Raw genomic sequence first — 23,431 nt, 5'->3', positions numbered from 1 at the left:
GATATGAATGTATATTGTGCCCGCCAGGCCATTTTGAACCGCCGCCTCAATACCGTGGCATACCAACTGACTTTTCGCCATTCACTCGATGACGATGACAGCGACAACAGCTATCAGGCCCTGAGCCGACTTGTATCTCAGCAGCACTTCGGCGTCGGTTTCAGAACTCTGACCCAAAGCCGTAAGGCAGTTCTTCCCATCACTCAGGAAGCCATTAACGAGGGGATTGGCCGCTTCCTGTCGCCCAAAGATGTGGTTTTAGAGCTTGATGCCTCTGTATCACTGCCCCAGACCGTTTATGAAGAGTGCCAACGGCTGTTCCACCAAGGCTTTCGCTTCGCCCTCGTTAATTACATACCGGGCCAGGGCTGGGATGAGTTTGTTAATTTTACCCGCCTGGTGCGTTACGACTTTAACCAATTCGATACCGCTAAGCTCGCAACCGTCACTGAACCGTTGAAAAAGCGCAACAACATCAAGCTGCTGGCCTACGGTATCAACAACAAGGAACAGTTGGACAGAGCCAAGTCACTGGCCTTCGAGTTTTTTCAGGGCAGCAGCTTTCATCAACCGGAAGCCATAGCCAGCCGGGATATTGAGTCGAATCATATCCTAATCATGGCCATTTATGCCGAAGTACTGAAAAAAGACATGAACATCGATCGTATCGCCGACCTTTTCCAACGCGATGTATCACTCAGTTACAAGCTGCTGCGCTTCATCAATTCCGGAGTCTACGAACTGGTTCGCCCCATTGAGTCCATTCGCCAGGCCATTATTTATCTAGGCAACGAAACAGCCAGAAAATTTGTGTCGTTAATTGCTACCGCTCATATTGATAACGGCAAGCCCAAGGAGTTGCTCACTGTATCCATCATCCGGGCCCGGTTCTGCGAGTTGATTGCAGAGCGGCATTGTCCGGAGCAAAGTACCCGCGCTTTTTTGGTAGGTCTTTTTTCCATGCTGGACAGCTTTCTTGACCTGCCCATGGAAGAGATTGTTGAGCAGTTGCCAGTAGACGACGATGTCAAAGGCGCTCTGCTGGGAGAGGCCAATGCATTGCAGCATATTCTGGCGCTGGTGCAATCCTACGAAGAAGGCAGTTGGTATTGGACCCAACGTTGGTCAAATGTGTGTGAAATCCACCCGGATAAACTCCCTCAGTTACATCAAACCAGTCTCATCTGGGCCCAAGCCTGTGACAATTTGAAGGAAGAAAACGACGAACTTTGAAGTTGTAATCGCTATCAGTTTTCGTCACTGCAACGAAAAACGGGATGCATCCTGCATCCCGTTTTCCTGAAAGAACATAAAGCTAATGAAAATTCACTTCGCTTAAAGGGCGCCCTTGGCAGTATCTACCAGAGCGGAAAACGCTGTCTTGTCGTGCACAGCGATGTCTGCCAGAATCTTACGATCGATCTCAACAGAAGCTTTCTTCAGACCATTGATAAAACGGCTGTAAGACAAACCATTCTGACGAGCGGCCGCGTTGATACGGGCGATCCACAGCTGGCGGAACTGACGCTTGCGTTGACGACGGTCACGATATGCATACTGGCCCGCTTTAGTAACGGCCTGGAATGCAACACGGTAAACGCGTGAACGCGCTCCGTAATAACCTTTCGCCTGCTTCAGAATTTTCTTATGACGGGCGTGGGCAATGGTGCCTCTTTTTACTCTTGCCATTGTACAGTCTCCTTAAGCTTAAACGTACGGCATCATGCGTTGGATTAACGCAGTATCCGCATCATGTGCCAGTTTCTTGCCACGCAAATGGCGTTTACGCTTAGAACTCTTCTTGGTCAGAATGTGACGCAAGTGAGACTGCTTACTTTTAAAGCGGCCGGAAGCAGTTTTCTTGAAACGCTTGGCAGCACCGCTGTTAGTCTTCATTTTAGGCATTGCTAAAACTCCGCATTGTTACAGTTAAAATTAGCAGTAAGGCGATCGAGCGCGCAGTCGCTCAATGCTTTGGGCCTTATCTACTTCTTGATGGGAGCTAACACCATGATCATCTGACGACCTTCAACCCGACGAGGGAAAGATTCGCAGCTGGCGATATCTTCCAGGTCCCCTTTTACACGGTTTAAAAGATCAATACCGATCTCTTGGTGGGCCATTTCACGTCCGCGGAAGCGGATCGTAACCTTGGCCTTGTCTCCCCCTTCCAGAAAGCGACGCAGGTTGCGCAGTTTGACCTGGTAATCGCCTTCATCAGTGCCAGGACGGAATTTCACCTCCTTGACCTGAATTTGCTTCTGCTTCTTCTTCTGCTCTTTCTGAGCCTTACTCTTTTCGAAGAGGAACTTGCCGTAGTCCATGATCTTACAGACCGGCGGGTTAGCGTTCGGGCTGACCTCGACCAGATCTTCACCAGCCTCAGCGGCAGCTTCCATGGCCTGATCAATAGAGACCACGCCTACCTGTTCACCACCGGCTCCGACTAAACGGACTTCGGATACATTAATTTCTTCATTAATACGGGCTTTTGATTCGTTTTTTCCCCGATTGTTAGCGCCTTTAATGTGTTGTTCCTCCAAGAATTAAATTATTCAATCACTTTGTTGCGAATCTGAGTCTGAGCCTGTTCGGCAAAATCCGCCAAACTCATGCTGCCCAAGTCTTCGCCGCGGCGAGTCCTTACGGCTACCTGGCCTGCGTCCATTTCTTTGTCGCCGACCACCAGCATGTAAGGCACACGCTTTAGAGTGTGCTCGCGGATTTTAAAGCCAATCTTCTCATTTCTCAAGTCAGTCTTAGCCCTAAAGCCCATTTGATTGAGCTTTTCTACCACATCACGGGCATAATCCGCCTGTTTATCGGTAATATTCAGTACTACCATCTGGGTAGGAGCCAACCACAGCGGGAAGAAACCGGCGTACTCCTCGGTCAGAATACCAATAAAGCGCTCCAACGACCCTAAAATGGCCCGATGGATCATCACTGGTACCTTACGCTCCCCATCCTCAGCCACATAGGTAGAACCTAAACGTCCTGGCATGGAGAAGTCCAGCTGTACCGTACCGCACTGCCATGCACGATCCAGGCAGTCATGCAGGGTAAATTCGATTTTCGGCCCGTAGAAGGCCCCTTCCCCCGGAAGGTATTGGAATTCTATTCCCTTCGCCTCTAATGCTTCGGCCAGGGCTTTTTCGGCTTTGTCCCAGATTTCATCCGAACCTACGCGCTTTTCAGGGCGGGTCGACAGTTTTACGGCCACCTTCTCGAAGCCGAAAGCCTCATAGGTTTCATAGACCATGTCGATGCAGCTGCCCACCTCGGCCAGAATCTGCTCTTCGGTACAGAAGATGTGCGCGTCGTCCTGGGTGAAGCCTCGTACCCGCATCAATCCGTGCAAAGCGCCCGAGGGCTCATTTCGATGACAACAGCCAAACTCGGCCATTCTCAGAGGCAGGTCCCGGTATGACTTCAGTCCCTGATTAAAGATTTGCACATGCCCGGGACAATTCATCGGTTTCACCGCGTACTCACGATGTTCTGAATGCGTAGTGAACATATTCTCCGCGTACTTATCCCAGTGACCGGAACGCTCCCACAGGGTACGATCCATCATCAAAGGCCCTTTAACCTCGCCATACTCATATTGGCGCAGCTTCTGACGCACAAATTGCTCCAGCTCAGTGTAGATGGTCCAGCCATCGTTGTGCCAGAATACCATGCCCGGGGCTTCTTCCTGCCAATGGAACAAGTCCAGTGCTTTACCAATCTTGCGGTGGTCGCGCTTCTCTGCTTCTTCTAAGCGTTGCAAATAGGCCTTCAACTGCTTCTTATCAGCCCAGGCTGTGCCATAGATTCGCTGCAGCATTTTGTTGTCGCTGTTACCACGCCAGTAGGCACCAGCAACCTTCATTACCTTGAAGTTCTGACAAAAGCTCATGTTTGGAACATGGGGGCCACGGCACATATCGGTGTATTCTTCGTGATGGTATAGACCCGGTTTATCATCCCGACTGATGTTTTCATCCAGGATTTCCATCTTGTAAGGTTCACCCCGGGATTCAAAGGTATCTCTGGCTTCCTGCCAACTGACCACTTTTTTGATGACCGGGTACTTGGTCTTGGCCAGTTCTTTCATGCGCTTTTCCAGCTTCGCCAGATCGTCCTCACTCAAGGGTTCATCCATGTCCACGTCATAATAAAAGCCATTATCGATCACAGGACCAATGGCCATCTGTGTATTGGGCCATAGCTGCTTAATGGCATGGCCTAGCAGGTGGGCACAAGAGTGACGGATAATTTCCAGTCCTTCTTCATCACGAGCGGTGATGATCTGAAGGTCGGCGTCCTGCTCAATAGGGTCACAGGCATCGACTAACTCACCATTGACCTTACCAGCGATGGTGGCCTTAGCCAGGCCGGGGCCGATATCATTGGCCACATCCATGACCGAAACGGCGTGATCGAATTGACGTTGACTACCGTCGGGAAGCGTAATTACAGGCATGAAACATCCTTTACAGTGGTGACACAAACCAAGTGCCACTTGTTTATAAAACAAAGCACGCCCCCAGGGCGTGCTGACCTAAAATAAAAATACGAGATAATGTCTGTTACCATCAGACAGGCGCACACTATACCCAATACAGGACTCTTGATGCAACGACTAGCCGTTTCTCTGCTGTTTTTGGTCAGTATTGCCAGTGGGGCAAACCCGACTTGTCTCACCACTGCCGATACCTGGCAACAGGCCAAGGCGCCCTCTACAATCCAGCTTTATTACCGGACTCTGCCGGATAGTGGTCATTTAGAAGTCACCGCAGCCACAGAACTGTCCGGTCAGCCTGAAGATTTCATCAGACTATTGCGCCAAACTCAAAGGGCGCCAGAGTGGATGGCTAACGTAAGGTCCGTGGAAGTACTGTCAGAACCGGAACCGAATGTGGATATTGTACACACCAAGCTCAACGCTCCCTGGCCGGTAAGAGACAGGGATATGGTCACCCGCTCAACGATTAAAAGAGATCCGGACGGACATATTCACATTCAGGTCACCGATCTGGGGCAGCACTACCCCCAAGAAACCGGCTTTGTCAGAATGACTCATGTGCGGGGCCGCTGGCAGCTAACACCAGGGTCGTCAGGCACCTTTAACCTCTGCTATCGCGGCAGTGGTTCAGCCGCCGGACGACTGCCGCAATGGCTGTCGAATAACCTGTTGCTGTCCGCCATGAAGCGCACCTTTACCCGCTTGCGAGAATTACCGGAATTTTCCGTTTCGCCAGCAGCGTAGATGACTTTTTTTCTCAGCGTTCTGTTCCATACTAATAACCTCATCCGTTGATTAAGAACCCCTATGTGGCATTTTATCAGTGAGCAAATCAGTCAATCTCTGGGCATCGACTTTGTCTGTGACGATATTCGCCAGTTGGGTCAGCAATTTACTCAAAGCTTTCGCATCGCCAACGACAAGCGCCGATTTTTTGTCAAACTCGGCCAGCCCAATCAACTCGCCATGCTCGAAGCAGAAGCCAATGGCTTAACCCATCTGGCCCAGGCTGCGGATTTCGATGTCCCTAAAGTGATCTGTGTCGGCCAGGTTTCTCAGCACAGTTTTTTAGTACTCAGTTACATCCGGTTTGAAGAGGGCGACCATGCTCTTTGGGGGCAACTCGGTCGTGCCCTGGCTCGGTTTCACCGTCAGGACACTCAGGCCATGTATGGCTGGGAGGAAGACAATTACATCGGTAGCACTCCGCAGCTTAACCGCTGGCACAAGAAGTGGCATCGCTTCTTCGCCGAACAGCGAATCGGGTATCAGCTTCAACGGCTCAGCGAAGCAAGTCAGCTTAACGTGCACATTGATAGAGTAGTGGATTCAGTGCAGCGACTCCTGGCAGGTCACCAGCCCCTGCCCAGTCCACTGCATGGCGATCTGTGGCAAGGTAACGTCGGCTTCAGTCATCAACGACCGATACTGTACGATCCTGCATATTACTACGGGGATCGGGAGACGGATCTGGCGATGACCGAGTTGTTCGGTGGTTTTCCCCACACTTTTTATGAGCATTATCAGGACGAGTGGCCCTTACCGGAAGAATACCAGTATCGTAAATCCGTTTATCAGCTGTATCATATCCTGAACCATGCACTGATGTTCGGCGGCCACTACCTGCAAAGCGCGCAACAACATTTGGATCACCTGGAATACTGAATGCCACTGCCTGAACACAGCCTGCCGTCGAATGCGGTTATTCTGATCACCGGTGCCGCACAACGCTTGGGCGCTACCCTCGCAAGGCATTTGCACAGCAAGGGCTACCGAATACTCATTCACTACCATCGCTCGGTTGAGGCAGCTGAACAATTGCGGAGCGAGTTGGAACAGCAACGTCCTAATTCGGTCAATACCGTGCACGGAGATCTCACCCAAGCTGCCAGCATAACCGGCATCGTGGATCAGGCTCTTGCCCGGTTCGGAGAGGTTAATGGGCTGATCAACAACGCCTCAGCTTTTTATCCCAGTCCCATGGGGGAGATCGACGAGCCACACTGGCACCAGTTATTTGCCACCAACACTGCGGCACCGCTTTTACTGAGTCAGCAGCTTCGTCAACAACTGAGTCACCACAACGGCTGCATTATTAATATCACTGACATCTACGGAATGACGGGACGGGCAGGTTACAGTCTGTATTGTGCCGCCAAGGCTGGCCTAAATAATCTGACCAGAAGCCTGGCACTGGAATTAGCTCCGCGGATACGAGTCAACGCCATTGCCCCGGGTGCCATTCTCTGGCCGGAGCCCGAACCGAACCAACAGGAAAAAGAGCGTATGCTGTCAGAAATCCCGTTGGAACGTTTGGGTCAACCGATGGATATTGCCAAGGCGGCGGCGTTTTTGCTTGAATCTGAGTACATCACCGGCCATATATTAAAGGTAGACGGCGGTAAAAGCCTGTCTGGCTGCTAAGGAGTCACCATGCACAATCAATCGCAAACCATCGAATGCCCTCACTGTGGTCATCACCTGCATATAGAACTGGATTACAGCCAGGGCGACCAGAATTACTACGAGGACTGTACTAACTGTTGTAACCCTATCCATCTGCAATTGCACATCGATGAGGAGCATAAAAAGCTCAGTGTGCGTATCGACGGCGATGACGAACAGCTTTACTGACTGATCGAATGCGTTTATGTCAAAGACTCTGCATAGTACTGGCAACCCTAAATCTGCTCGCCTGTTCCCCTGAGCTCCCGGAACATGTGACGACCTACCGGGACCGGCTTGCTAATGTACTAGAGGTCGATACTCCAAGCCCTACCGCAGTATCGCCGATGCAGCCCTTTCCCAGAGTCAAAAAGCCAGAGAATAAAATTAAACTGACCCTCAATGAGTTTTATCAACTCAGCGACTGTCCACTTTATAGCCTGGTCGCCGAGCGCAATACGACTCTGGGGCGTCTGCAGGCCCCCTCGACGCGTTATCATTATGAACAACGGCTTTTGCACGCGCTAAAGCGTTGTGCTGACAACACTGAGGACAGCAAGCTCAAAACGAAACTCAATCAATGGTATCGCCTAAAACAGCAACAACGGGCACAAAACTGGTACTGGCTGCTGGGTAGTGAAGAACTGCGCCATGGACTCAGTCGCAATCAGGGCTGGCTTTCAGCTCAGCCGAAACATAGCGACGCTGTGGAGAGCTGGCGTTATCTTCAGCAAATGCGGCCTCCCTCAGCCAGAGATATCGACCTTGCCATACTGGAACAGCACCTTAAACGAATTGCCGACGCTCATGTGGTTAGCCGCGTGATCCGCACCCAGCGCTATCTGGCGCAGCAGCTGCCGGCATTTACCCAGTGGCTCGAGCAACACCGTCCAGAGTGCACAAACGACTCGGCGCAGTATCTGCGCAACGTCTTCGGCCGTTTTTTTATCGAACGTATTCAGCCTGTCGGCGCTCGCCTGAATCATTACCACTACCGGTTAAATCCCATGCTGGATGACTTATACCGACAGCCCGGCCAACCCGAAGCCATTGTTCGGTGGCTGGATAGCTATTGGTTACAAGGCTTTCAGGAGTATCAAACAGCGATGCAGGAACATATCCAGTGGTGGCAGGACTTTTTTAAACAGTGTGAACTGGCACCACCGACAGCCGGTATGGGTTTGGGCCCCACCTAAACCCATTAACTGCTGCCTGCAGCGGCCTCCCTGGCGTGCCATATACAAAGGGAAGGATTTTCTATACTCCGGTAGGCACCGAAAGAGGTAAAGACTGGAAATAGTATAAGGCTGGCATGACGCCAGCCTTATTAGGTGTTACTGCTGATATTTCTCACCCAGATGCAGCCAGGTATCAACCACCGAGTCCGGGTTTAAGGACACACTGTCAATGCCCTGCTCTACCAGCCACAGAGCCAGATCTTCGTGATCCGACGGCCCCTGCCCACAGATACCCACATACTTACCACGGGCATTAGCGGCCTTAATGGCCATGGACAGCATCGCCTTAACGGCTTCGTTACGCTCATCGAACAAGTGAGCGATCAGACCCGAGTCCCGATCCAGACCCAGCGTCAGCTGTGTCATATCATTGGAGCCGATGGAGAAACCATCGAAAATATCCAGGAACTGGTCGGCCAATACCGCATTGGAAGGCAGCTCGCACATCATAATGACGCGCAAACCATTTTCGCCCTGCTTAAGTCCCTGCTCGGCCAGAAGCTCGATAACCTGACGCCCCTCTTCCAAGGTACGTACAAAGGGAATCATGATCTCCACATTGGTCAGTCCCATCTCATTGCGTACTCGCTTGATGGCCTCACATTCCAGCGCAAAGCACTCGCGGAAGTCCTCGGAGATATAACGGCTGGCACCGCGAAAGCCCAGCATGGGGTTTTCCTCATCGGGCTCATACTGGAAACCACCCACCAGATTAAAGTACTCGTTCGACTTAAAGTCAGACATGCGCACAATAACCTTTTCCGGCGAGAAGGCCGCACCGATGGTGGCGATGCCTTCCATCAGCTTCTTAATGTAAAATTCACGAGGTGACTCGTAACCGGCCATCATATCGCGGATTTCCGCTTTGACATCTTCAGGCTGATTATCAAAATCCAGCAGCGCTTTGGGGTGAACGCCAATCATGCGGTTAATGATAAATTCCAACCGTGCCAGTCCCACCCCTTTGTGTGGCAGACGTGCGAAGCCAAAGGCTCTGTCCGGGTTGCCCACATTCATCATAATCTTAAAGGGCACTTCCGGCATGGCATCGATGCGCGAGCGCGTCACATCAAACTCCAACTCAGAGCCGTAAATGTAGCCGGTGTCCCCTTCGGCGCAGGAGACTGTGACCTTATCACCGTTTTTAATTACCTCAGTGGCATCACCACAACCGACAACCGCTGGAATGCCCAGCTCGCGGGCAATGATCGCCGCATGGCAGGTGCGACCACCGCGATTGGTGACAATGGCCGAGGCCTTTTTCATGATCGGCTCCCAGTCCGGGTCAGTCATATCGGTCACCAATACATCACCGACCTGGATCTTATTCATTTCATCCAGCGAACTCAGCACCTTCGCCTCACCGGCACCGATTTTATGACCGATAGCACGGCCTTCGCAGACCAGCCTGGCATCGCCTTTTAACTGGAAGCGCTCTACTACCTGCATGTCTTCGCGGCTGCGCACCGTCTCAGGACGCGCCTGCACGATATATAACTTGCCGTTCACACCGTCTTTGGCCCATTCGATATCCATTGGGCGTTGGTAATGCTGCTCGATAATCACCGCCTGGCGGGCCAAATCCATTACTTCATCGTCTGTCAGGGAGAACTTATGGCTCAGTTCAGCGTCGACGTCGACAATTTCCACCTGCTTACCGTGGCTGGCATCCTGCGAGTAAACCATCTGCTTGAGCTTGCTGCCCATGTTGCGACGCAAGATAGCCGGACGTTCGGCAGCCAGCGTCGGTTTATGGACATAGTATTCATCCGGGTTTACGGCGCCCTGCACCACCATTTCACCCAGGCCCCAGGAAGAGGTGACAAAAACCACATCTTCAAAGCCAGACTCGGTATCGATGGAGAACATGACACCAGAAGAGGCCTTGTCACTGCGTACCATCAGCTGAACCCCTGCCGACAGGGCTACGCCCTTATGGTCGTAGCCCTGATGCACACGGTATGAAATGGCCCGATCATTAAACAGCGAGGCGTACACGTGCTTGATGGCAGTCAGTACGTTTTCATAGCCTTTCACATTCAGGAAGGTTTCCTGCTGGCCTGCAAAAGACGCATCGGGCATATCTTCGGCGGTAGCTGATGAGCGCACCGCAAAGGAGGCGTCGCTGCCTGCTTCTTGCTCTAATGTGTCGAAAGCCTCGCGAATGGCCGCTTCTTGCTCGGCCAAAAACGGCGTGTCGATGATCCACTGGCGGATCTCTCCGCCCGCTTTCGCCAGAGCGTCCACGTCATCCACATCCAAAGCGTCAAGGGTCTGATGGATGCGATCGTTAAGCCCGCTCTGTTCCAGAAACTGATTAAACGCCGCCGCGGTGGTGGCAAAGCCGCCAGGAACCGACACCCCGGCCGAAGCCAGATTGGAAATCATCTCCCCCAGAGATGCATTCTTGCCGCCCACCTTGTCGACATCCTGCATCCCCAATTCCTGATACCACAACACGTAATCTTGCACTGCAACGCCTCCGGATAGTTGTTAAATGCATTAAGGATGATTTATTTCCTTTATGCATTTTTACTCGCTTTTTGTGGGATGGATTTTAAAATGGTGGGTATAAAAAAGTAAAATTTTATTTGTTTTCGTAATAAAATTACGACAATGTTAAGGAGATGTTGTGCGCAGCGCGTTTTATATTTCAGACGGTACCGCCATTACTTCAGAGGTATTCGGTCATGCCCTGCTGTCCCTGTTCCCCACTGAATTCAACCACATCACCATTCCCTTTGTGGAAACCGAAGAACAGGCCAGACAGGTTTGTAAGGAAATTTCGGACAATTTTAAGCAAACGGGTGAACGCCCTTTGGTGTTTTATACCATCGTTAACTCTGACGTTCGCGAAGTCATCAGCGGCTCGGAAGGCATCAATTATAATTTTCTGGATCAATTCGTCGCACCCTTAGAGAAGATTCTCGGCTTGCCCGCCAAGCCTGAAAAACACCGCACCCACAGCATTCATGAAAAGACTTATGATATCCGTATTGAAGCGGTCAATTATGCGCTGGCCAATGATGACGGAAGTACCACAGATAACTACGCCGAGGCCGATATTATCCTGGTAGGCGTGTCCCGCTCTGGCAAAACACCGACCAGCTTATATCTGGCGCTGCAATACGGCATCAAGGCTGCCAATTATCCGTTCACTGAAGAAGATATGGGCGATATGTTAAAGCTGCCGCCCAAGCTCAGGCGGTTTAAGGAGAAGCTGTTTGGGCTGACTATTTCCGCCGACCGGCTGCATCAGATCCGTAATGAACGACGCGCCAACAGCCGCTATGCCTCCATCCGCCAATGTCGCATGGAGCTCAGGGAAGTAGAAAACCTGTACCGTAAGGAAAAAATTCCCTTCCTCAATAGTACCCGTTTCTCAGTGGAGGAAATTTCCGCCAAGATCTTAGCCCAGACAGGCCTGACACGGAAAAAATACTAAAAGCATGCAGCCGCCCGGAACGGGCGGCCTGAGGGTGCAACGTGTTAGTCGTTTTTCAGATGATCGGCCACCAGGAAGGCCAACTCCAGCACCTGATCGGCATTTAAACGAGGATCACACTGAGTCTGATAGCATTCGGCCAGATCCGCTTCGCTGATCTTATAGGCACCACCAGTACACTCGGTCACGTGTTGGCCGGTCATTTCCAGATGGATGCCACCTGCATGGGTGCCCTCGGCCCGGTGAGCCTGGAAGAACTGCTGGATCTCTCGCAGGATACTGTCGAAGTTACGGGTTTTATAGCCACTTGAAGCCTTCACCGTATTGCCGTGCATGGGGTCGGAACTCCACACCACATGACGACCTTCCTGCTTGACCCGGCGCAGTAAGCGCGGCAGGTTTTCAGCCAGATTGTCCGCCCCCATCCGAGTGATCAGAGTCAACCGGCCCGGATCATTGTTGGGGTTTAAAGCATCGATAAGGCGAATCAACTCGTCTTCGGCCATGCTTGGCCCAACCTTAACCCCAATGGGATTATGAATGCCGCGGAAGAATTCCACGTGAGCATGATCCAACTGGCGGGTTCGTTCGCCAATCCACAGCATATGCGCCGAACAGTTGTACCACTTATCGGTTAAGGTATCGACGCGGGTTAGCGCCTGCTCGTAGTTGAGCAGCAATGCCTCATGGGACGTAAACAGGTTGGTCTCGTGAAGTGCCGGATGATTGTTGGCATTAATCCCCACCACTTCCATAAATTCGAGCGCATCCTGCAGGCGATTGGCCAAATCCTGATAGCGCTCTTTCAGCGGATTATTTTCCACAAAGGCCATATTCCAACGGTTAACCTGATGTAAGTCTGCCAACCCACCCTGAGCAAAGGCTCTGAGCAGGTTTAACGTGGACGACGCCCGGTGATAAGCCTCCACCATGCGCTCAGGGTCCGGTACCCGGGCAGCTTCTGTGAACTCGAAACTGTTGATGATATCGCCCCGGTAACTAGGCAGAGAGACCCCATCAATGGTTTCCATATCGCTGGAGCGAGGCTTGGCGTACTGGCCTGCCATTCGCGCAACCTTAGTTACCGGGCAGCGCCCCGCATAAGTCAGCACGATGGCCATCTGCAGAATGACCTTAAAGGTGTCGCGAATCTTCGGTGCATTAAACTCACTGAAAGACTCTGCACAATCGCCGCCCTGCAACAAGAAGCCCTTGCCCTGGGACACATCGGCCAACTGGGAATAGAGCGCGCGGGTTTCCTCGGCAAACACCAGCGGTGGATACGACGACAGACGCTGCTCCACTTCGCTTAGCTTGTCATTATCCGGGTAAGTGGGTTGTTGCAGAATCGGCCTTTCTCGCCAGCTATCAGGTTGCCAATGTGTCACGAAGTTTCCTTTATTAATGCTTCAACTAGTTACAGACCCGACAACTTACGACCTCTGTAAGAATATTTCAATGCGAAATGCATCTAACTCATTCAATCAGGCTCGGTGCGCACTGCACAACGACCGTTTGAGTCATATAACCAGTGAACCCGACAATCCAGTGTCTCTGCCAGACGAGTTGACTCCACCAACTCTCCCACCGTGTCACAGGCCAGCAACCGTTGGTTTTTCAACAAAACCAGACGGTCGGCGTAGTCAAAACTCATGGTCAAATCATGACTGGACATCACCACCAGATTGCCTTTGATAGCCAGCGCGTTTAACAACGTAAGCAACTGATGTTGATGACGATAATCCAGTCCCTGTAAAGGCTCGTCCAGCAGGAGCAAAGCCTGGCCGTGTTCTATCTGCGGCCAAAGCTGCAGCAATACTCGCGCCAAATGCACCCGCTGCAGTTCTCCGCCGGATAACGCGGTTAATGGCCGGTGGTAAAAAGCGCTAATTTCCAGCGCTGCGGCCAAAGAGTCATCAATGTGGCTCCCCCCGCTGTAATAATCCAACAGCTCCGCCACCGTCAACGGAAACGCGCAGTGATAATCCTGTTCCAGGAACGTGCGGTAATACGCTAGCTCTGCTGGCTGGTAGGTATTAATCGCGTTATTCAGTAACAGATATTGACCGGAATCGATATCCAGCAACCCCGCCAGGACCGTTAACAGGCTTGATTTTCCCGCCCCGTTTGCACCGATTAAATGCACGCACTGGCCGGACGTCAGATTCAGACTGATATCCTGCAATCGCCCTGTGACCGTTACTGCTTGCAGACGAATCATCAACGGCCCACCTGACGAATAATGATGTAAAGAAACAAGGGGCCTCCTACCGTCGCGGTCAGCATGGACACCGGCACCGCGACGCCGCCGAAGGCACGAGACGCCAGAATCACGATCAGCATTAAAATCGCACCGGTCAATGCCGACGCCGGTAGAATAAGACGGTTATCATGGCCCCAGCACAACCTGAGAAGGTGTGGCACCAGCAGCCCCACAAAGGCAATGGAGCCTGCCAGTGACACGGCTATACCTACCAGCATGGCGCTGACTAATAAAATGCGCGGATAAAAACGTCCCATATCCAGGCCTCTGAGCTGGGCAGCGCTGTGGCCCAGATAGAGCCAGTTTAACGCACTGGATTGCGTCGTCACATAGGCCAATAAGACTAACGCCACCGGCAGCGTGATCAATGCGAGGGTCAAGTCAGCCTGATGCAAACTCCCAAGCAGCCAGAAGGTCAAATTACGCAGCGACTGGGCATCGCTGAAAAAGTAAAGCCAGGCAATAATACCACCGGCTAAGGTCGACACAGCAATCCCCGCGAGAATCACTGTATTAGCCGCATAAAAGCTTAATCGTTTGCTAATAAAATAAATCAGCAAGGTGGTGAGCATGGCCCCGATAAAGGCAAACACCGGCAGGCCGTAAACCCAGCTCGCGCCGAAACCGGTTAACAGAAACAGCGCTGCAAATAAGCTGGCACCGCTACTGATACCGATAATACCGGGATCGGCCAGAGGATTTTTTAACAAAACCTGTAGCAAGGCAGCGCTGACAGCAAGCCCAGCACCGACAGTCCAGGCGGTTAACACGAGAGGCAGCCGCAACTGCCAGAGGATCTGTTGCTGCGCGCCATCGTCACCGGGGAGTCCGTGCAGCAACACCCACAGGCTCAGCCCAAACAACAGCGCCGTGAGCACCAGCAACTTAGTACGGTGGCTCATTGGCGCGATAAATGAGTCAACAAGGCGTCCACACCGGCTTCAACCCGGTCCAATACCTCTTCAAAACCGCCCTGCCCGCCATAGTACGGATCCGGAACGATAGGATCAGACAAATCGGTAAAACTTAAAAACAGACGCACTTTATGCTGATGTTCGTCGGGACAGCGTGCCTGCAGGTCAGCCAGGTTGTCTTCGTCCATGGCCAGTATCCAGTCAAAACGCTCAAAGTCGCTATCATCCACCCGACGAGCGCGCAGATCATCACAAGGATAACCTCTATCCAACGCGGCCCTTTGAGTTCGCGGGTCCGGTGCTTTGCCCACATGATAGGCGGCGGTGCCCGCCGAATCGATGGTCAGTTCCACACCAGTCTGTTTAGCTCTGGCGCGCATAACCGCATGAGCCGTGGGTGAACGGCAGATATTGCCCAGGCAGACAAATAATACAGAGGTGGGTGTTGGCATAGTGCTCCTTTAAACAAGACGTCTTATTGCCTGATGCAACTATTAATAAACTGGGCATTAGAGGTCATTATTGGCAGACTCGCCGTGAGACCGTCCCTGGGGTGCCTGTCCAGCAGCCTTGCTGCAGAGGGTCTGCTCACAATGCCCCTAAGCCCAACCAGCTATCTTGATAAACGGTACTATGTCAGACTGGCTTCCCCAGTCAACACAGTCACTTACCCCTGGCGCAAGGCGTTAATGCGCTTTTCCAGCGGGGGATGGCTTAAGAACAGTTCACTGACACTGTGCCGTCCGCGAATGCCAAAGGCCGCCAGGGTACCGTCCAACTTAGATTCCTGACTGAGTTTTAGCCGCTCAAGTGCTGCTATCATCTTCTGTTTGCCCACCAGGTTCGCCGAGCCGGCATCGGCCCGATACTCCCGGAAGCGACTGAAAGCCATCACGATGATACTGGCAATCAACCCAAACACCATCTCAAGCACAAACACTGTCGCCATATAGGCAAAAAAGCCCATGCCGCCACCCTGCTCGTTGTTACCGCGCATAGCACTCGAAATCACATTGGCCACCACTCGGGCCAGGAAGATCACAAAGGTATTTAAGATGCCCTGCAGTAAAGTCATGGTCACCATATCGCCATTGGCAATATGGCTGACTTCATGGGCCAGCACCGCCTCGACCTCGTCCCGACTCATACTCTCCATAAGCCCGGTGGACACAGCGACCAGGGCATTATTGCGACTGGCTCCGGTAGCGAAGGCATTCATATCTGCCGAGCGGTACATCGCCACTTCCGGCATGCCAATTCCGGCCTGTTTAGCCTGACGGGCCACGGTATCCACGAGCCAGCGCTCGGTTTCCGAGCGCGGCTGCTCGATGACATAGGCCCCTACCGAGCGTTTGGCCATCCACTTTGACAGCCACAGAGATATAAAGGCCCCGCCAAAACCAAACACGCTGGCAAAGATCAGCAAACCACCGTAGCTTTGCATGGATGTTCCCGTGGCCGCGAACACAATGTTCATCACCACACCCAGTACCAGCACAACGGCCAAATTGGTTGCCAAAAACAGCAGCACTCGCTTCATGGTTACATACTCCAGTTATACCAATGCGTATAGACGTTTCATTACCGTCATTAATGTAGTGTCACAGTCATCGCTTTCCAATAGACAAAGTGTGAACATTTATGACAACAGTCCACTTGCTATCCACCCACTTAAAGAATGGGCGTCAGATCCAGATACTTAAATGCTTCTGCCGGGCCGGATAAGCGCGGTATTTTGCCCAGAAAAGGGGCCTGGATACTCTTATGTAAATAGTTGAGGTTGTCGTCGGCATAGGGCATCTGCCAGTCCACCTGATTGGCAATCCAGCCCACCAGTTTAAGACCATCATTTTGAATGGCTTCGGCGGTCAGCAAGGCATGGTTCAAACATCCCAGCCGCAGGCCCACTACCATGATTACCTGCATCTGCTGCTGTTTAACAAAATCACTCAGGTAAATCCCGTCTGTAAGCGGCAAACGCCAGCCTCCCGCACCTTCTGCCACCAGATAGTCCGGCTGCATCCGCTCAATATTGCTCACCGCTTGGTTTAACGGGTCTAAATCAATCCGTTGGCCCAAGCTTTCAGCCGCAATGTGCGGCGCGATGGGTTGCTCATAGGCGCAGGGGTTGACCTGTTCATATGTCAGCTCTACCGTACTTTCCCTTTGCAGTAGCAACGCATCATCGTTACGCAGGGCGCCCCCCAAATTATTACAACCCGCTGCTACGGGCTTAAACCCAGCGGTACTGAAACGGCGCTGTTTAAGCTGGTTTAAAATCGCGGAAGTCGCAAAGGTTTTACCCACATCCGTGTCTGTTCCCGTTACAAACAACTTTTTCATTTACTCAGTTCCAAAGTCAAAATTCGATAAGTCAGCGGCAACCCGTGTTCGCAGCCATAGTGCTCTAGGTATTGCCCCTCAATATTCTTTAAGGTGTGGCGCCCCAAATACCCGGACTGGCGCTGGATCACCACATTGGCACCGATAGCCTTAATGGAGCCCAGTAACTGGCGAACGCTTGCGTGATACGTCAAATAATCCTGTTGGTGGCTCTGCACGGTAAACCCGGCTTCTGTAGCAGCCTGAATCACCTTGCCCGGATCGGCAAAGCGATTGACATGCTGGTGTTTATCCACCTTCTGCCAGCAATCGTTAAGCTGATAAAAAGAGCCATCCACCATCAGGGTAAGCACTGCCCGGCCCTGAGGCTGAAGCACCCGGTATATTTCATCTAAAGACAGGCTTAAGGGGTCACACCACTGCAGTGCCATGGAGGAAAACACCACATCCACGCTTTCAGAGCGAAGCGGCAACGCATCGGCATCACCCTGCATCCAGGTAACGTCTTGCGCATTGTGCTGCGCCGCCTGCAGCATGCCAAAGGCCAAATCCAATCCCAGCACCTGATTGGCACGCCCCTGTAAGCCCACTGTTATCCGGCCCGGGCCGCAGCCAATATCCAACAACCGGTTTGCCGAGGCTGGCAGTCGGCTTACGGCATCGTCGGCGATCCGGCGTTGTACCTCGGCGGCTTTATCATAATCCGCCGCCGCACGACTGAACTGCCGGGCGATACTGTGTTTAATATCCGGCTCAATCAGGCTTTGCAAAAGCTTGCTCCATTAAAGTCACCAACTGCTGAATATCCTGATCCTGGTGAGCTGCGCTAAGAGTAATACGGATACGGGCCGAATCCACGGGTACCGTGGGCGGACGAATGGCGACAGCCATCACGCCGTCTCGCTCCAACTTCTGGCTCATCGCCAGTGTCTTTGCCGCATCCCCGAGGATAATGGGCTGAATAGCGGTCTGTGACTCGCTCAGCGGCAGTCCGGCGCGCTGGGCCAGATGACGAAACAGGGCGATATTGTTATTAAGTCTGTCGCGCCGCCAGCTCTGATGTTCCATCAATTGCAAAGCGCCCAGTGTTACCGCCGCCATCAGCGGCGACATGGCGGTGCTGTAGATATAGTCGCGGGCAAAATTCAGCAAATATTCGAACAACAATTCGTCACAGGCAACAAACGCACCGCTGGTACCCACCGCTTTGCCAAAAGTAGCCATTAGCAAAGGCACCTGAGTCGCATCCAAACCAGATGCAGCCACACTGCCAAAGCCCGTCTCGCCGGATATGCCAAAGCCATGAGCGTCGTCGAGCATCAGCAGGCTGTTATTGGCGGTGGCCGTTTGTGCTAACTCGGCCAGAGGCGCTCTGTCACCGTCCATACTGAAAACGCCTTCGGAGATCACCAGAGTATCGCCCTTAGCCTTAGTCATCAGTTGTGCCAGATGCTCACTGTCATTATGGCGAAAACGCATCAACCTCGCTTTGGTATGGGTAGCACCATCAAGCATAGAGGCGTGGCTGAGGCGGTCGGCCAAAATGGTGCCGCCGTCTTTCATCAGGGTGTGGATCAGGCTGTGATTGGCACTGAAACCTGCGTTAAAGAGTAACGCTCGTCGATAGCCCAGCCGCTCACATAAAAAGGCTTCCAGCCTGGCATGCTCCACGGTAAAGCCGGTCACCAACGGTGAGGCGCTGCTGCCTGCCCCCACCCGCTCGGCGGCCTGCACCGCCACGGCTTTAAGCTCATCGCTGTGCGCCAGGCCCAGATAGTCGTTGCCGGAAAAATTCAGGTAGGCCCGGCCATCCAATTTAACCGTGCGTCCGTCTACCGGCTCTATCACCCGGCGGCGACGCAATAGCGCCGCCTCGTGCCGCGCGTCCAACTCGGCCTGTAAACGGGAAAAGCCCATTTAGGACGCGTCGTAAAACAGCGCTTCGGACTCTTTCTCGGCCACCGCATCACGCAGCACCGATTCATGAGCTTCATCGGAATAATCCCGGCCGCGCTCGGTGTTGATGCCCAGCTTCTTAAACAGCTGCACATCCGAGTCTTCGTCCGGGTTGGAGGTCGTCAGCAGCTTACAGCCATAGAATACCGAGTTAGCGCCGGCCAGGAAGCACAGCGCCTGCATCTGCTCATTCATCTCTTCCCGGCCTGCCGACAGACGTACATAACTTTTCGGCATCATGATCCGGGCCACGGCAATGGTGCGCACAAATTCAAAGGGCTCCATATCCTCAAGGTGATCCACCGGCGTGCCTTCCACTTTGACCAGCATGTTGATCGGTACACTCTCGGGCTGCTCAGGCAGGTTGGCCAGTTGCATTAGCAGACCAGAGCGGTCATTAGCATTTTCGCCCATGCCCACGATGCCGCCTGAGCACACATTCATGCCCGCTGCACGCACATTTTCCAAGGTATCCAGACGATCCTGATACGTTCGGGTGGTAATAATCTCACCGTAGTATTCGGGAGAAGTATCCAGGTTATGATTGTAATAGTCCAAACCGGCATCTTTGAGCATCATAGCCTGCTCGCGGGTCAGCATACCCAGCGTCATACAGGTCTCCAGCCCCAGATCTTTGACCCCCTGAACCATCTCGATGATATAAGGCATATCGCGGTCTTTCGGGTTACGCCAGGCCGCCCCCATGCAAAAGCGCGTAGAGCCGGCTTGCTTGGCTTCCTTAGCCCGCTGTAACACTTTCTCCACTTCCATCAAACGCTCTTTTTCCAGACCAGTGTCATAACGCGCGCTCTGCGGACAGTATTTACAGTCCTCCGGGCAGGCGCCGGTTTTTATAGACAGCAAGGTACTGACCTGAACCTCGTTCGGGTTAAAATGCTCGCGGTGAACTTGCTGGGCGCGGAATAAGAGATCGTTAAAGGGCAAAGCGAATAAGGCATTCACTTCATCCAGAGTCCAGTCGTGACGGATTTCTTCAGCAGACATAGCGCTTCCTTTACAGGGGTAATATGCTCGAGTAGTCTAAGCGCCGACCTTAAGTTGTCAACCGATTTCATTTACCACACTTTACATCTGGTGATATTTTAACCATGGATACTTCTTTCGATCAGCAGCACATTTGGCACCCTTATACCTCAGCCTTGAATCCATTGCCTTGTTACCCGGTGAAACGGGCTGAAGGTGTCAGGATAGAGTTGGACGACGGCCGCAAGCTGATCGATGGCATGGCGTCCTGGTGGGCAGCCATCCACGGTTACAACCACCCGGCTCTGAATAGCGCCGTTCATGAACAAACCGACAATATGGCCCATGTCATGTTTGGTGGCCTGACCCACCAGCCCGCTATCGAGGTGAGTAAGAAGCTGATCGATATGGCCCCGGACGGATTAGAACGGGTGTTTTTGGCCGATTCAGGCTCGGTGGCAGTGGAAGTGGCCATGAAGATGGCCTTGCAATATTGGGCCTGTCAGGGCAATCAGCAAAAACATAAGTTTCTGACCCCTCGTAACGGTTATCACGGCGATACCTTTGGCGCGATGTCGGTGTGCGATCCGGTCAACGGCATGCATTCGCTGTTCAGCAATGTCCTGCCCAAGCAGATTTTTGCCCCCGCCCCTCAGACGCTCTTTGACCAGCTTTGGAACGAAGATGAAATGGCACCGCTGATCGAACTGTTGGAGCAGCACCACCACGAAATTGCCGCTATGATCCTGGAGCCCGTGGTACAAGGCGCTGGCGGCATGCGCATTTATCATCCCAATTATTTACAGCGAGCCCGCCAGTTGTGTGACGAATACGGCGTGTTGTTGATCGCCGATGAAATCGCTACCGGCTTTGGCCGTACCGGCAAGTTGTTTGCGTGCGAACACGCCGATATCAGCCCGGATATCCTGTGCGTGGGTAAGGCATTAACGGGCGGCTACATGACCATGGCCGCCACCTTGTGCAGCGAGGATGTGGCGATGGGCGTGTGCCAGGGCGAGCCCGGTGTGTTTATGCACGGCCCCACTTATATGGGCAACCCTTTAGCCTGTGCAGTGGCTGACGCGAGCCTTTCACTGATTCAGCAGGGCCACTGGCATCAGCAGGTCGCCAATATCGAACAACAATTACAGCAAGAATTAGCGCCTCTTGCAGAGTTAGAAGCCGTGGCCGATGTGCGGGTTTTAGGTGCCATTGGTGTGGTGGAAGCTCATAAACCGGTGGATGTGGCGAGCATTCAACGCCATTTTGTAGACGCCGGGGTCTGGATCCGTCCGTTTGGCAAGCTGGTGTATATAATGCCCCCCTATATCATCCAGCCCGATGAGTTGCGCCAGCTAACTCAAGCGATTGGCTCAGCGCTCAATTAGTCAAAAGCGGTCAACTAACGATAGGTGTCGACAATACGTTTCAGTTCGCCCGTTTGCGCTAATTCAGCCAAGCGGTACTCCAACCAATGCTGGGCCTCTTCCGGAAGGTGCCCATCGTACATCAGGTACATTTGTATGGTCGGGATCAAATGGCTGAGTGACTGGATCACATAATCATTGGCGCGCATGTTTAACTGCCTCAGGTGGTACTGTAAACGCAAGTCAATATCCAGGTAGGCATCACCTCGTCCCTTTTGCAGCATTCTCAGAGCATGAGCCGGCGATGCAACGTAAGAGATACGAAAACGCACATTTTCGTCGCTTTGCTCAGACAGGTAACTTTGCAGCTGCGGATAGTCATAGCCGCGCACCAGTAACAGATGCACAGAGGCTAAATCATTCCACTGATTAACCTCGATGTCTCGGCGAGTGATGAGTACATGCCGCCAGTCAAACAGCGGCGTCTGCGACAAACGTGCGCCGTCGATTAACCAAGGTTCGGCCCCATAGGTTAGCCAATGATGTACCTCGCCTTGTTCCCGCATACGCTGCATTCTTTGGGCAGGTGCCATTAGCGTTTTTAAGCGATAAGGCTGCTGCGCAAATATGGCCTTAACAATATCCGTTATCACTCCTGAGTGCATAGGCTGGCCGGGCTGCGATATTTGAAGTGGCTGTACCTGACCCGGATAGATCAGATAAGTGAGATCCAATGCCCGGGCACCGGTTGCGCCTGACATGGTTAAAAGACACGCAGCAGTCCATATGATAAATATTCGATTCATCGGGTTTGGGTAAGCTCCGACCAATCAAGAAGCCCTTGAGCGAGTATGTGCTCCAAACTCACAGCCATGCTGCGAACATCATGCAAAGCATTATGGGCTTCACCTTTCAGTGGCAGCTGAAACACCTTATGCAGATCGCCACTGCATACATCGTTCACCGCTATCCCTGCGCGGTTAAACACATCCATCAGGTTTTCAAAACCGCCGCCAAATTCAGGCTGGGGTAAGCTCAGTAACCGGGCATTTTCCATTAATACTTCATCATCTTTGCCCCAGCAGAAGCAGCGCAGCTGTCCTTGTTCGGTGAACTGGTGAAAAGCCTTTAACGCCGACGCATAATCGACACCATGATTCTCCAGCGCATGCTGAGTGATTCCCGTCAGATCCACAATATAGTCGCTGAGCGTGGGGTTGATTGCCGGGCAAACGAGCTCATTGAAGCTCTGTTCTATCTGGATTCCCTCAGAGATATAATCGATTTTCAGTGCTGCCAACTGTATAACCTCACGGTGCTCCCCGGGTCCACGCCAATTGCGCTCCCTGGAGCCGGGCCAGGCGGTAAACTCAGTATCAAACAATACAATCGGTGGCATAGAAAACAATTAGTAACAGCGGTGTGGTTATATCAACCCATTCCTTACTCTAACGCAAGGGTCAGTCCATATGTTTGAAAAGGTAGAGAATAAACATCACCGAGATAACGAGAAGGACGGGTAAATTAAGCCAGATAGCATCGCCCCGACGCCGGATACGCTTGCGGCGAATAACGGTGCCCGCCGCGCTGATGATAAAAGTCAGTACCACCGTAATGATTAAATAGACGCTGTAGCTTTCCAGCCAGTGCTCTCTAACTTGCAGCTTCCAATAGGTGATCAGCCCCGTAATGAGCTCGGGCCGCGCGTAATGAAACAGCACCAGCGCCAGCACAAACACACTCCAGCCGAGGATACTAAGTACGATCAATAACTTGAGTACTGGATCCCGGGTTTTGGGAGCTTCTCTTCGTTCGGCACGTTCAGGCGTTTTGTCTGTCTTCATGATTTATGCTTGAGTCTCTGATACAGCTAAGTAAGATAGCGTTTTTGCTTCTCAGCCCCACGATCGAGAGGCAGTTATAGTATTTTAGGCAATAGCCGCTCATTTTTCGTTCAAATATCAGA

Annotated in this window: 25 protein-coding genes; 8 read left to right on the top strand and 17 right to left on the bottom strand. The window is 52.4% G+C overall.

Going from position 1 to position 23,431, the window contains the following annotated elements; genetic code table 11:
* Positions 1-3 precede the first annotated feature (3 nt).
* A complete protein-coding gene (locus HMF8227_RS06750) occupies positions 4-1,233 on the top strand; it encodes an EAL and HDOD domain-containing protein (RefSeq protein WP_109339449.1) in 1,230 nt (409 codons plus the stop codon).
* A gap of 102 nt (positions 1,234-1,335) precedes the next feature.
* Here the strand turns inward: HMF8227_RS06750 and rplT are convergent, their stop codons facing one another.
* The 4 genes from rplT to thrS all read right to left on the bottom strand — a co-directional run bounded on the left by rplT (position 1,336) and on the right by thrS (position 4,468).
* Positions 1,336-1,689 (bottom strand): 50S ribosomal protein L20, encoded by a 354-nt coding sequence (rplT, locus tag HMF8227_RS06745; protein ID WP_109339448.1) that lies wholly within the window; start codon positions 1,687-1,689, stop codon positions 1,336-1,338.
* Positions 1,690-1,707: 18 nt separating this feature from the next.
* Complete coding sequence (rpmI, locus tag HMF8227_RS06740; protein ID WP_109339447.1) at positions 1,708-1,905, bottom strand: 50S ribosomal protein L35; 198 nt, start codon at positions 1,903-1,905, stop codon at positions 1,708-1,710.
* An 80-nt stretch (positions 1,906-1,985) separates the two neighbouring features.
* Entirely contained in the window at positions 1,986-2,543 is a 558-nt protein-coding gene (gene infC / locus HMF8227_RS06735; RefSeq protein WP_109339446.1) for a translation initiation factor IF-3, read from the bottom strand.
* An 8-nt stretch (positions 2,544-2,551) separates the two neighbouring features.
* On the bottom strand, positions 2,552-4,468 hold the full coding sequence (gene thrS, locus HMF8227_RS06730) for a threonine--tRNA ligase (RefSeq protein ID WP_109339445.1): 1,917 nt from the start codon (positions 4,466-4,468) through the stop codon (positions 2,552-2,554).
* A 150-nt stretch (positions 4,469-4,618) separates the two neighbouring features.
* On the opposite strand from thrS, the gene HMF8227_RS06725 reads away from it, so the two are divergent.
* The 5 genes from HMF8227_RS06725 (at position 4,619) to HMF8227_RS06705 (ending at position 8,151) form a co-directional block, all read left to right on the top strand.
* Positions 4,619-5,254, top strand: coding sequence for an START domain-containing protein (locus HMF8227_RS06725; protein ID WP_162558528.1), 636 nt, complete (start codon positions 4,619-4,621; stop codon positions 5,252-5,254).
* A gap of 63 nt (positions 5,255-5,317) precedes the next feature.
* The gene (locus HMF8227_RS06720) at positions 5,318-6,175 is read left to right on the top strand and encodes a fructosamine kinase family protein (protein WP_109339443.1); all 858 of its coding nucleotides are present in this window, start codon (positions 5,318-5,320) and stop codon (positions 6,173-6,175) included.
* Positions 6,176-6,934 carry a pteridine reductase gene (locus tag HMF8227_RS06715; RefSeq protein ID WP_109339442.1) on the top strand — a complete coding sequence of 253 codons (759 nt, stop codon included), beginning with the start codon at positions 6,176-6,178 and terminating at the stop codon, positions 6,932-6,934.
* A gap of 9 nt (positions 6,935-6,943) precedes the next feature.
* Entirely contained in the window at positions 6,944-7,144 is a 201-nt protein-coding gene (locus tag HMF8227_RS06710) for a CPXCG motif-containing cysteine-rich protein (protein ID WP_109339441.1), read from the top strand.
* A gap of 86 nt (positions 7,145-7,230) precedes the next feature.
* Positions 7,231-8,151: a DUF3080 family protein gene (locus HMF8227_RS06705; RefSeq protein WP_162558527.1), complete on the top strand. Its 921-nt coding sequence runs from the start codon at positions 7,231-7,233 to the stop codon at positions 8,149-8,151.
* 138 nt (positions 8,152-8,289) lie between these two features.
* Here HMF8227_RS06705 and ppsA read toward each other — a convergent pair whose 3' ends face one another.
* Positions 8,290-10,665 (bottom strand): phosphoenolpyruvate synthase, encoded by a 2,376-nt coding sequence (gene ppsA / locus HMF8227_RS06700; protein WP_109339439.1) that lies wholly within the window; start codon positions 10,663-10,665, stop codon positions 8,290-8,292.
* A gap of 160 nt (positions 10,666-10,825) precedes the next feature.
* Here ppsA and ppsR point away from each other — a divergent pair, with 160 nt between their 5' ends.
* A complete protein-coding gene (ppsR, locus tag HMF8227_RS06695) occupies positions 10,826-11,638 on the top strand; it encodes a posphoenolpyruvate synthetase regulatory kinase/phosphorylase PpsR (RefSeq protein ID WP_109339438.1) in 813 nt (270 codons plus the stop codon).
* A 44-nt stretch (positions 11,639-11,682) separates the two neighbouring features.
* On the opposite strand, the gene HMF8227_RS06690 is transcribed toward ppsR, so the two are convergent.
* The 9 genes from HMF8227_RS06690 to bioB all read right to left on the bottom strand — a co-directional run bounded on the left by HMF8227_RS06690 (position 11,683) and on the right by bioB (position 20,119).
* On the bottom strand, positions 11,683-13,026 hold the full coding sequence (locus HMF8227_RS06690) for a class II 3-deoxy-7-phosphoheptulonate synthase (protein ID WP_109339437.1): 1,344 nt from the start codon (positions 13,024-13,026) through the stop codon (positions 11,683-11,685).
* 92 nt (positions 13,027-13,118) lie between these two features.
* The gene (locus HMF8227_RS06685; protein ID WP_109339436.1) at positions 13,119-13,859 is read right to left on the bottom strand and encodes an ATP-binding cassette domain-containing protein; all 741 of its coding nucleotides are present in this window, start codon (positions 13,857-13,859) and stop codon (positions 13,119-13,121) included.
* Positions 13,859-14,803, bottom strand: a complete 945-nt coding sequence (locus HMF8227_RS06680; RefSeq protein ID WP_109339435.1) for a FecCD family ABC transporter permease — start codon at positions 14,801-14,803, stop codon at positions 13,859-13,861. Before HMF8227_RS06680 ends, HMF8227_RS06685 begins: the two co-directional genes overlap by 1 nt.
* Entirely contained in the window at positions 14,800-15,267 is a 468-nt protein-coding gene (locus HMF8227_RS06675; protein ID WP_109339434.1) for a low molecular weight protein-tyrosine-phosphatase, read from the bottom strand. Before HMF8227_RS06675 ends, HMF8227_RS06680 begins: the two co-directional genes overlap by 4 nt.
* A gap of 215 nt (positions 15,268-15,482) precedes the next feature.
* A complete protein-coding gene (gene htpX, locus HMF8227_RS06670; RefSeq protein WP_109339433.1) occupies positions 15,483-16,355 on the bottom strand; it encodes a protease HtpX in 873 nt (290 codons plus the stop codon).
* A gap of 131 nt (positions 16,356-16,486) precedes the next feature.
* Positions 16,487-17,158, bottom strand: coding sequence for a dethiobiotin synthase (gene bioD, locus HMF8227_RS06665; protein ID WP_109339432.1), 672 nt, complete (start codon positions 17,156-17,158; stop codon positions 16,487-16,489).
* A complete protein-coding gene (locus HMF8227_RS06660) occupies positions 17,155-17,928 on the bottom strand; it encodes a methyltransferase domain-containing protein (RefSeq protein ID WP_109339431.1) in 774 nt (257 codons plus the stop codon). The genes bioD and HMF8227_RS06660 overlap by 4 nt, the downstream gene beginning before the upstream one ends.
* Entirely contained in the window at positions 17,912-19,075 is a 1,164-nt protein-coding gene (gene bioF / locus HMF8227_RS06655; RefSeq protein WP_109339430.1) for an 8-amino-7-oxononanoate synthase, read from the bottom strand. The genes HMF8227_RS06660 and bioF overlap by 17 nt, the downstream gene beginning before the upstream one ends.
* Positions 19,076-20,119, bottom strand: coding sequence for a biotin synthase BioB (gene bioB, locus HMF8227_RS06650; protein ID WP_109339429.1), 1,044 nt, complete (start codon positions 20,117-20,119; stop codon positions 19,076-19,078).
* A 104-nt stretch (positions 20,120-20,223) separates the two neighbouring features.
* Here bioB and bioA point away from each other — a divergent pair, with 104 nt between their 5' ends.
* Positions 20,224-21,486: an adenosylmethionine--8-amino-7-oxononanoate transaminase gene (gene bioA / locus HMF8227_RS06645; protein WP_109339428.1), complete on the top strand. Its 1,263-nt coding sequence runs from the start codon at positions 20,224-20,226 to the stop codon at positions 21,484-21,486.
* Positions 21,487-21,500: 14 nt separating this feature from the next.
* On the opposite strand, the gene HMF8227_RS06640 is transcribed toward bioA, so the two are convergent.
* The 3 genes from HMF8227_RS06640 to HMF8227_RS06630 all read right to left on the bottom strand — a co-directional run bounded on the left by HMF8227_RS06640 (position 21,501) and on the right by HMF8227_RS06630 (position 23,309).
* Positions 21,501-22,226, bottom strand: a complete 726-nt coding sequence (locus tag HMF8227_RS06640) for a substrate-binding periplasmic protein (protein ID WP_109339427.1) — start codon at positions 22,224-22,226, stop codon at positions 21,501-21,503.
* A 41-nt stretch (positions 22,227-22,267) separates the two neighbouring features.
* Positions 22,268-22,864, bottom strand: a complete 597-nt coding sequence (locus HMF8227_RS06635) for a 3'-5' exonuclease (RefSeq protein ID WP_162558525.1) — start codon at positions 22,862-22,864, stop codon at positions 22,268-22,270.
* 61 nt (positions 22,865-22,925) lie between these two features.
* Entirely contained in the window at positions 22,926-23,309 is a 384-nt protein-coding gene (locus tag HMF8227_RS06630) for a hypothetical protein (protein ID WP_109339425.1), read from the bottom strand.
* Positions 23,310-23,431 lie beyond the last annotated feature (122 nt).

Source organism: Saliniradius amylolyticus, assembly GCF_003143555.1.
Classification (GTDB): domain Bacteria; phylum Pseudomonadota; class Gammaproteobacteria; order Enterobacterales; family Alteromonadaceae; genus Saliniradius; species Saliniradius amylolyticus.
This window is presented reverse-complemented; position numbering and strand designations above follow the sequence as displayed.

Bases quoted from the DNA above. Each gene is read 5' to 3' on its own strand.
- HMF8227_RS06750 (WP_109339449.1), top strand. From the start codon at position 4: ATGAATGTATATTGTGCCCGCCAGGCCATTTTGAACCGCCGCCTCAAT.
- rplT (WP_109339448.1), bottom strand. From the start codon at position 1,689: ATGGCAAGAGTAAAAAGAGGCACCATTGCCCACGCCCGTCATAAGAAA.
- rpmI (WP_109339447.1), bottom strand. From the start codon at position 1,905: ATGCCTAAAATGAAGACTAACAGCGGTGCTGCCAAGCGTTTCAAGAAA.
- thrS (WP_109339445.1), bottom strand. From the start codon at position 4,468: ATGCCTGTAATTACGCTTCCCGACGGTAGTCAACGTCAATTCGATCAC.
- HMF8227_RS06725 (WP_162558528.1), top strand. From the start codon at position 4,619: ATGCAACGACTAGCCGTTTCTCTGCTGTTTTTGGTCAGTATTGCCAGT.
- HMF8227_RS06720 (WP_109339443.1), top strand. From the start codon at position 5,318: ATGTGGCATTTTATCAGTGAGCAAATCAGTCAATCTCTGGGCATCGAC.
- HMF8227_RS06715 (WP_109339442.1), top strand. From the start codon at position 6,176: ATGCCACTGCCTGAACACAGCCTGCCGTCGAATGCGGTTATTCTGATC.
- HMF8227_RS06710 (WP_109339441.1), top strand. From the start codon at position 6,944: ATGCACAATCAATCGCAAACCATCGAATGCCCTCACTGTGGTCATCAC.
- HMF8227_RS06685 (WP_109339436.1), bottom strand. From the start codon at position 13,859: ATGATTCGTCTGCAAGCAGTAACGGTCACAGGGCGATTGCAGGATATC.
- HMF8227_RS06680 (WP_109339435.1), bottom strand. From the start codon at position 14,803: ATGAGCCACCGTACTAAGTTGCTGGTGCTCACGGCGCTGTTGTTTGGG.
- HMF8227_RS06675 (WP_109339434.1), bottom strand. From the start codon at position 15,267: ATGCCAACACCCACCTCTGTATTATTTGTCTGCCTGGGCAATATCTGC.
- htpX (WP_109339433.1), bottom strand. From the start codon at position 16,355: ATGAAGCGAGTGCTGCTGTTTTTGGCAACCAATTTGGCCGTTGTGCTG.
- bioD (WP_109339432.1), bottom strand. From the start codon at position 17,158: ATGAAAAAGTTGTTTGTAACGGGAACAGACACGGATGTGGGTAAAACC.
- bioF (WP_109339430.1), bottom strand. From the start codon at position 19,075: ATGGGCTTTTCCCGTTTACAGGCCGAGTTGGACGCGCGGCACGAGGCG.
- bioB (WP_109339429.1), bottom strand. From the start codon at position 20,119: ATGTCTGCTGAAGAAATCCGTCACGACTGGACTCTGGATGAAGTGAAT.
- bioA (WP_109339428.1), top strand. From the start codon at position 20,224: ATGGATACTTCTTTCGATCAGCAGCACATTTGGCACCCTTATACCTCA.
- HMF8227_RS06640 (WP_109339427.1), bottom strand. From the start codon at position 22,226: ATGTCAGGCGCAACCGGTGCCCGGGCATTGGATCTCACTTATCTGATC.
- HMF8227_RS06635 (WP_162558525.1), bottom strand. From the start codon at position 22,864: ATGCCACCGATTGTATTGTTTGATACTGAGTTTACCGCCTGGCCCGGC.
- HMF8227_RS06630 (WP_109339425.1), bottom strand. From the start codon at position 23,309: ATGAAGACAGACAAAACGCCTGAACGTGCCGAACGAAGAGAAGCTCCC.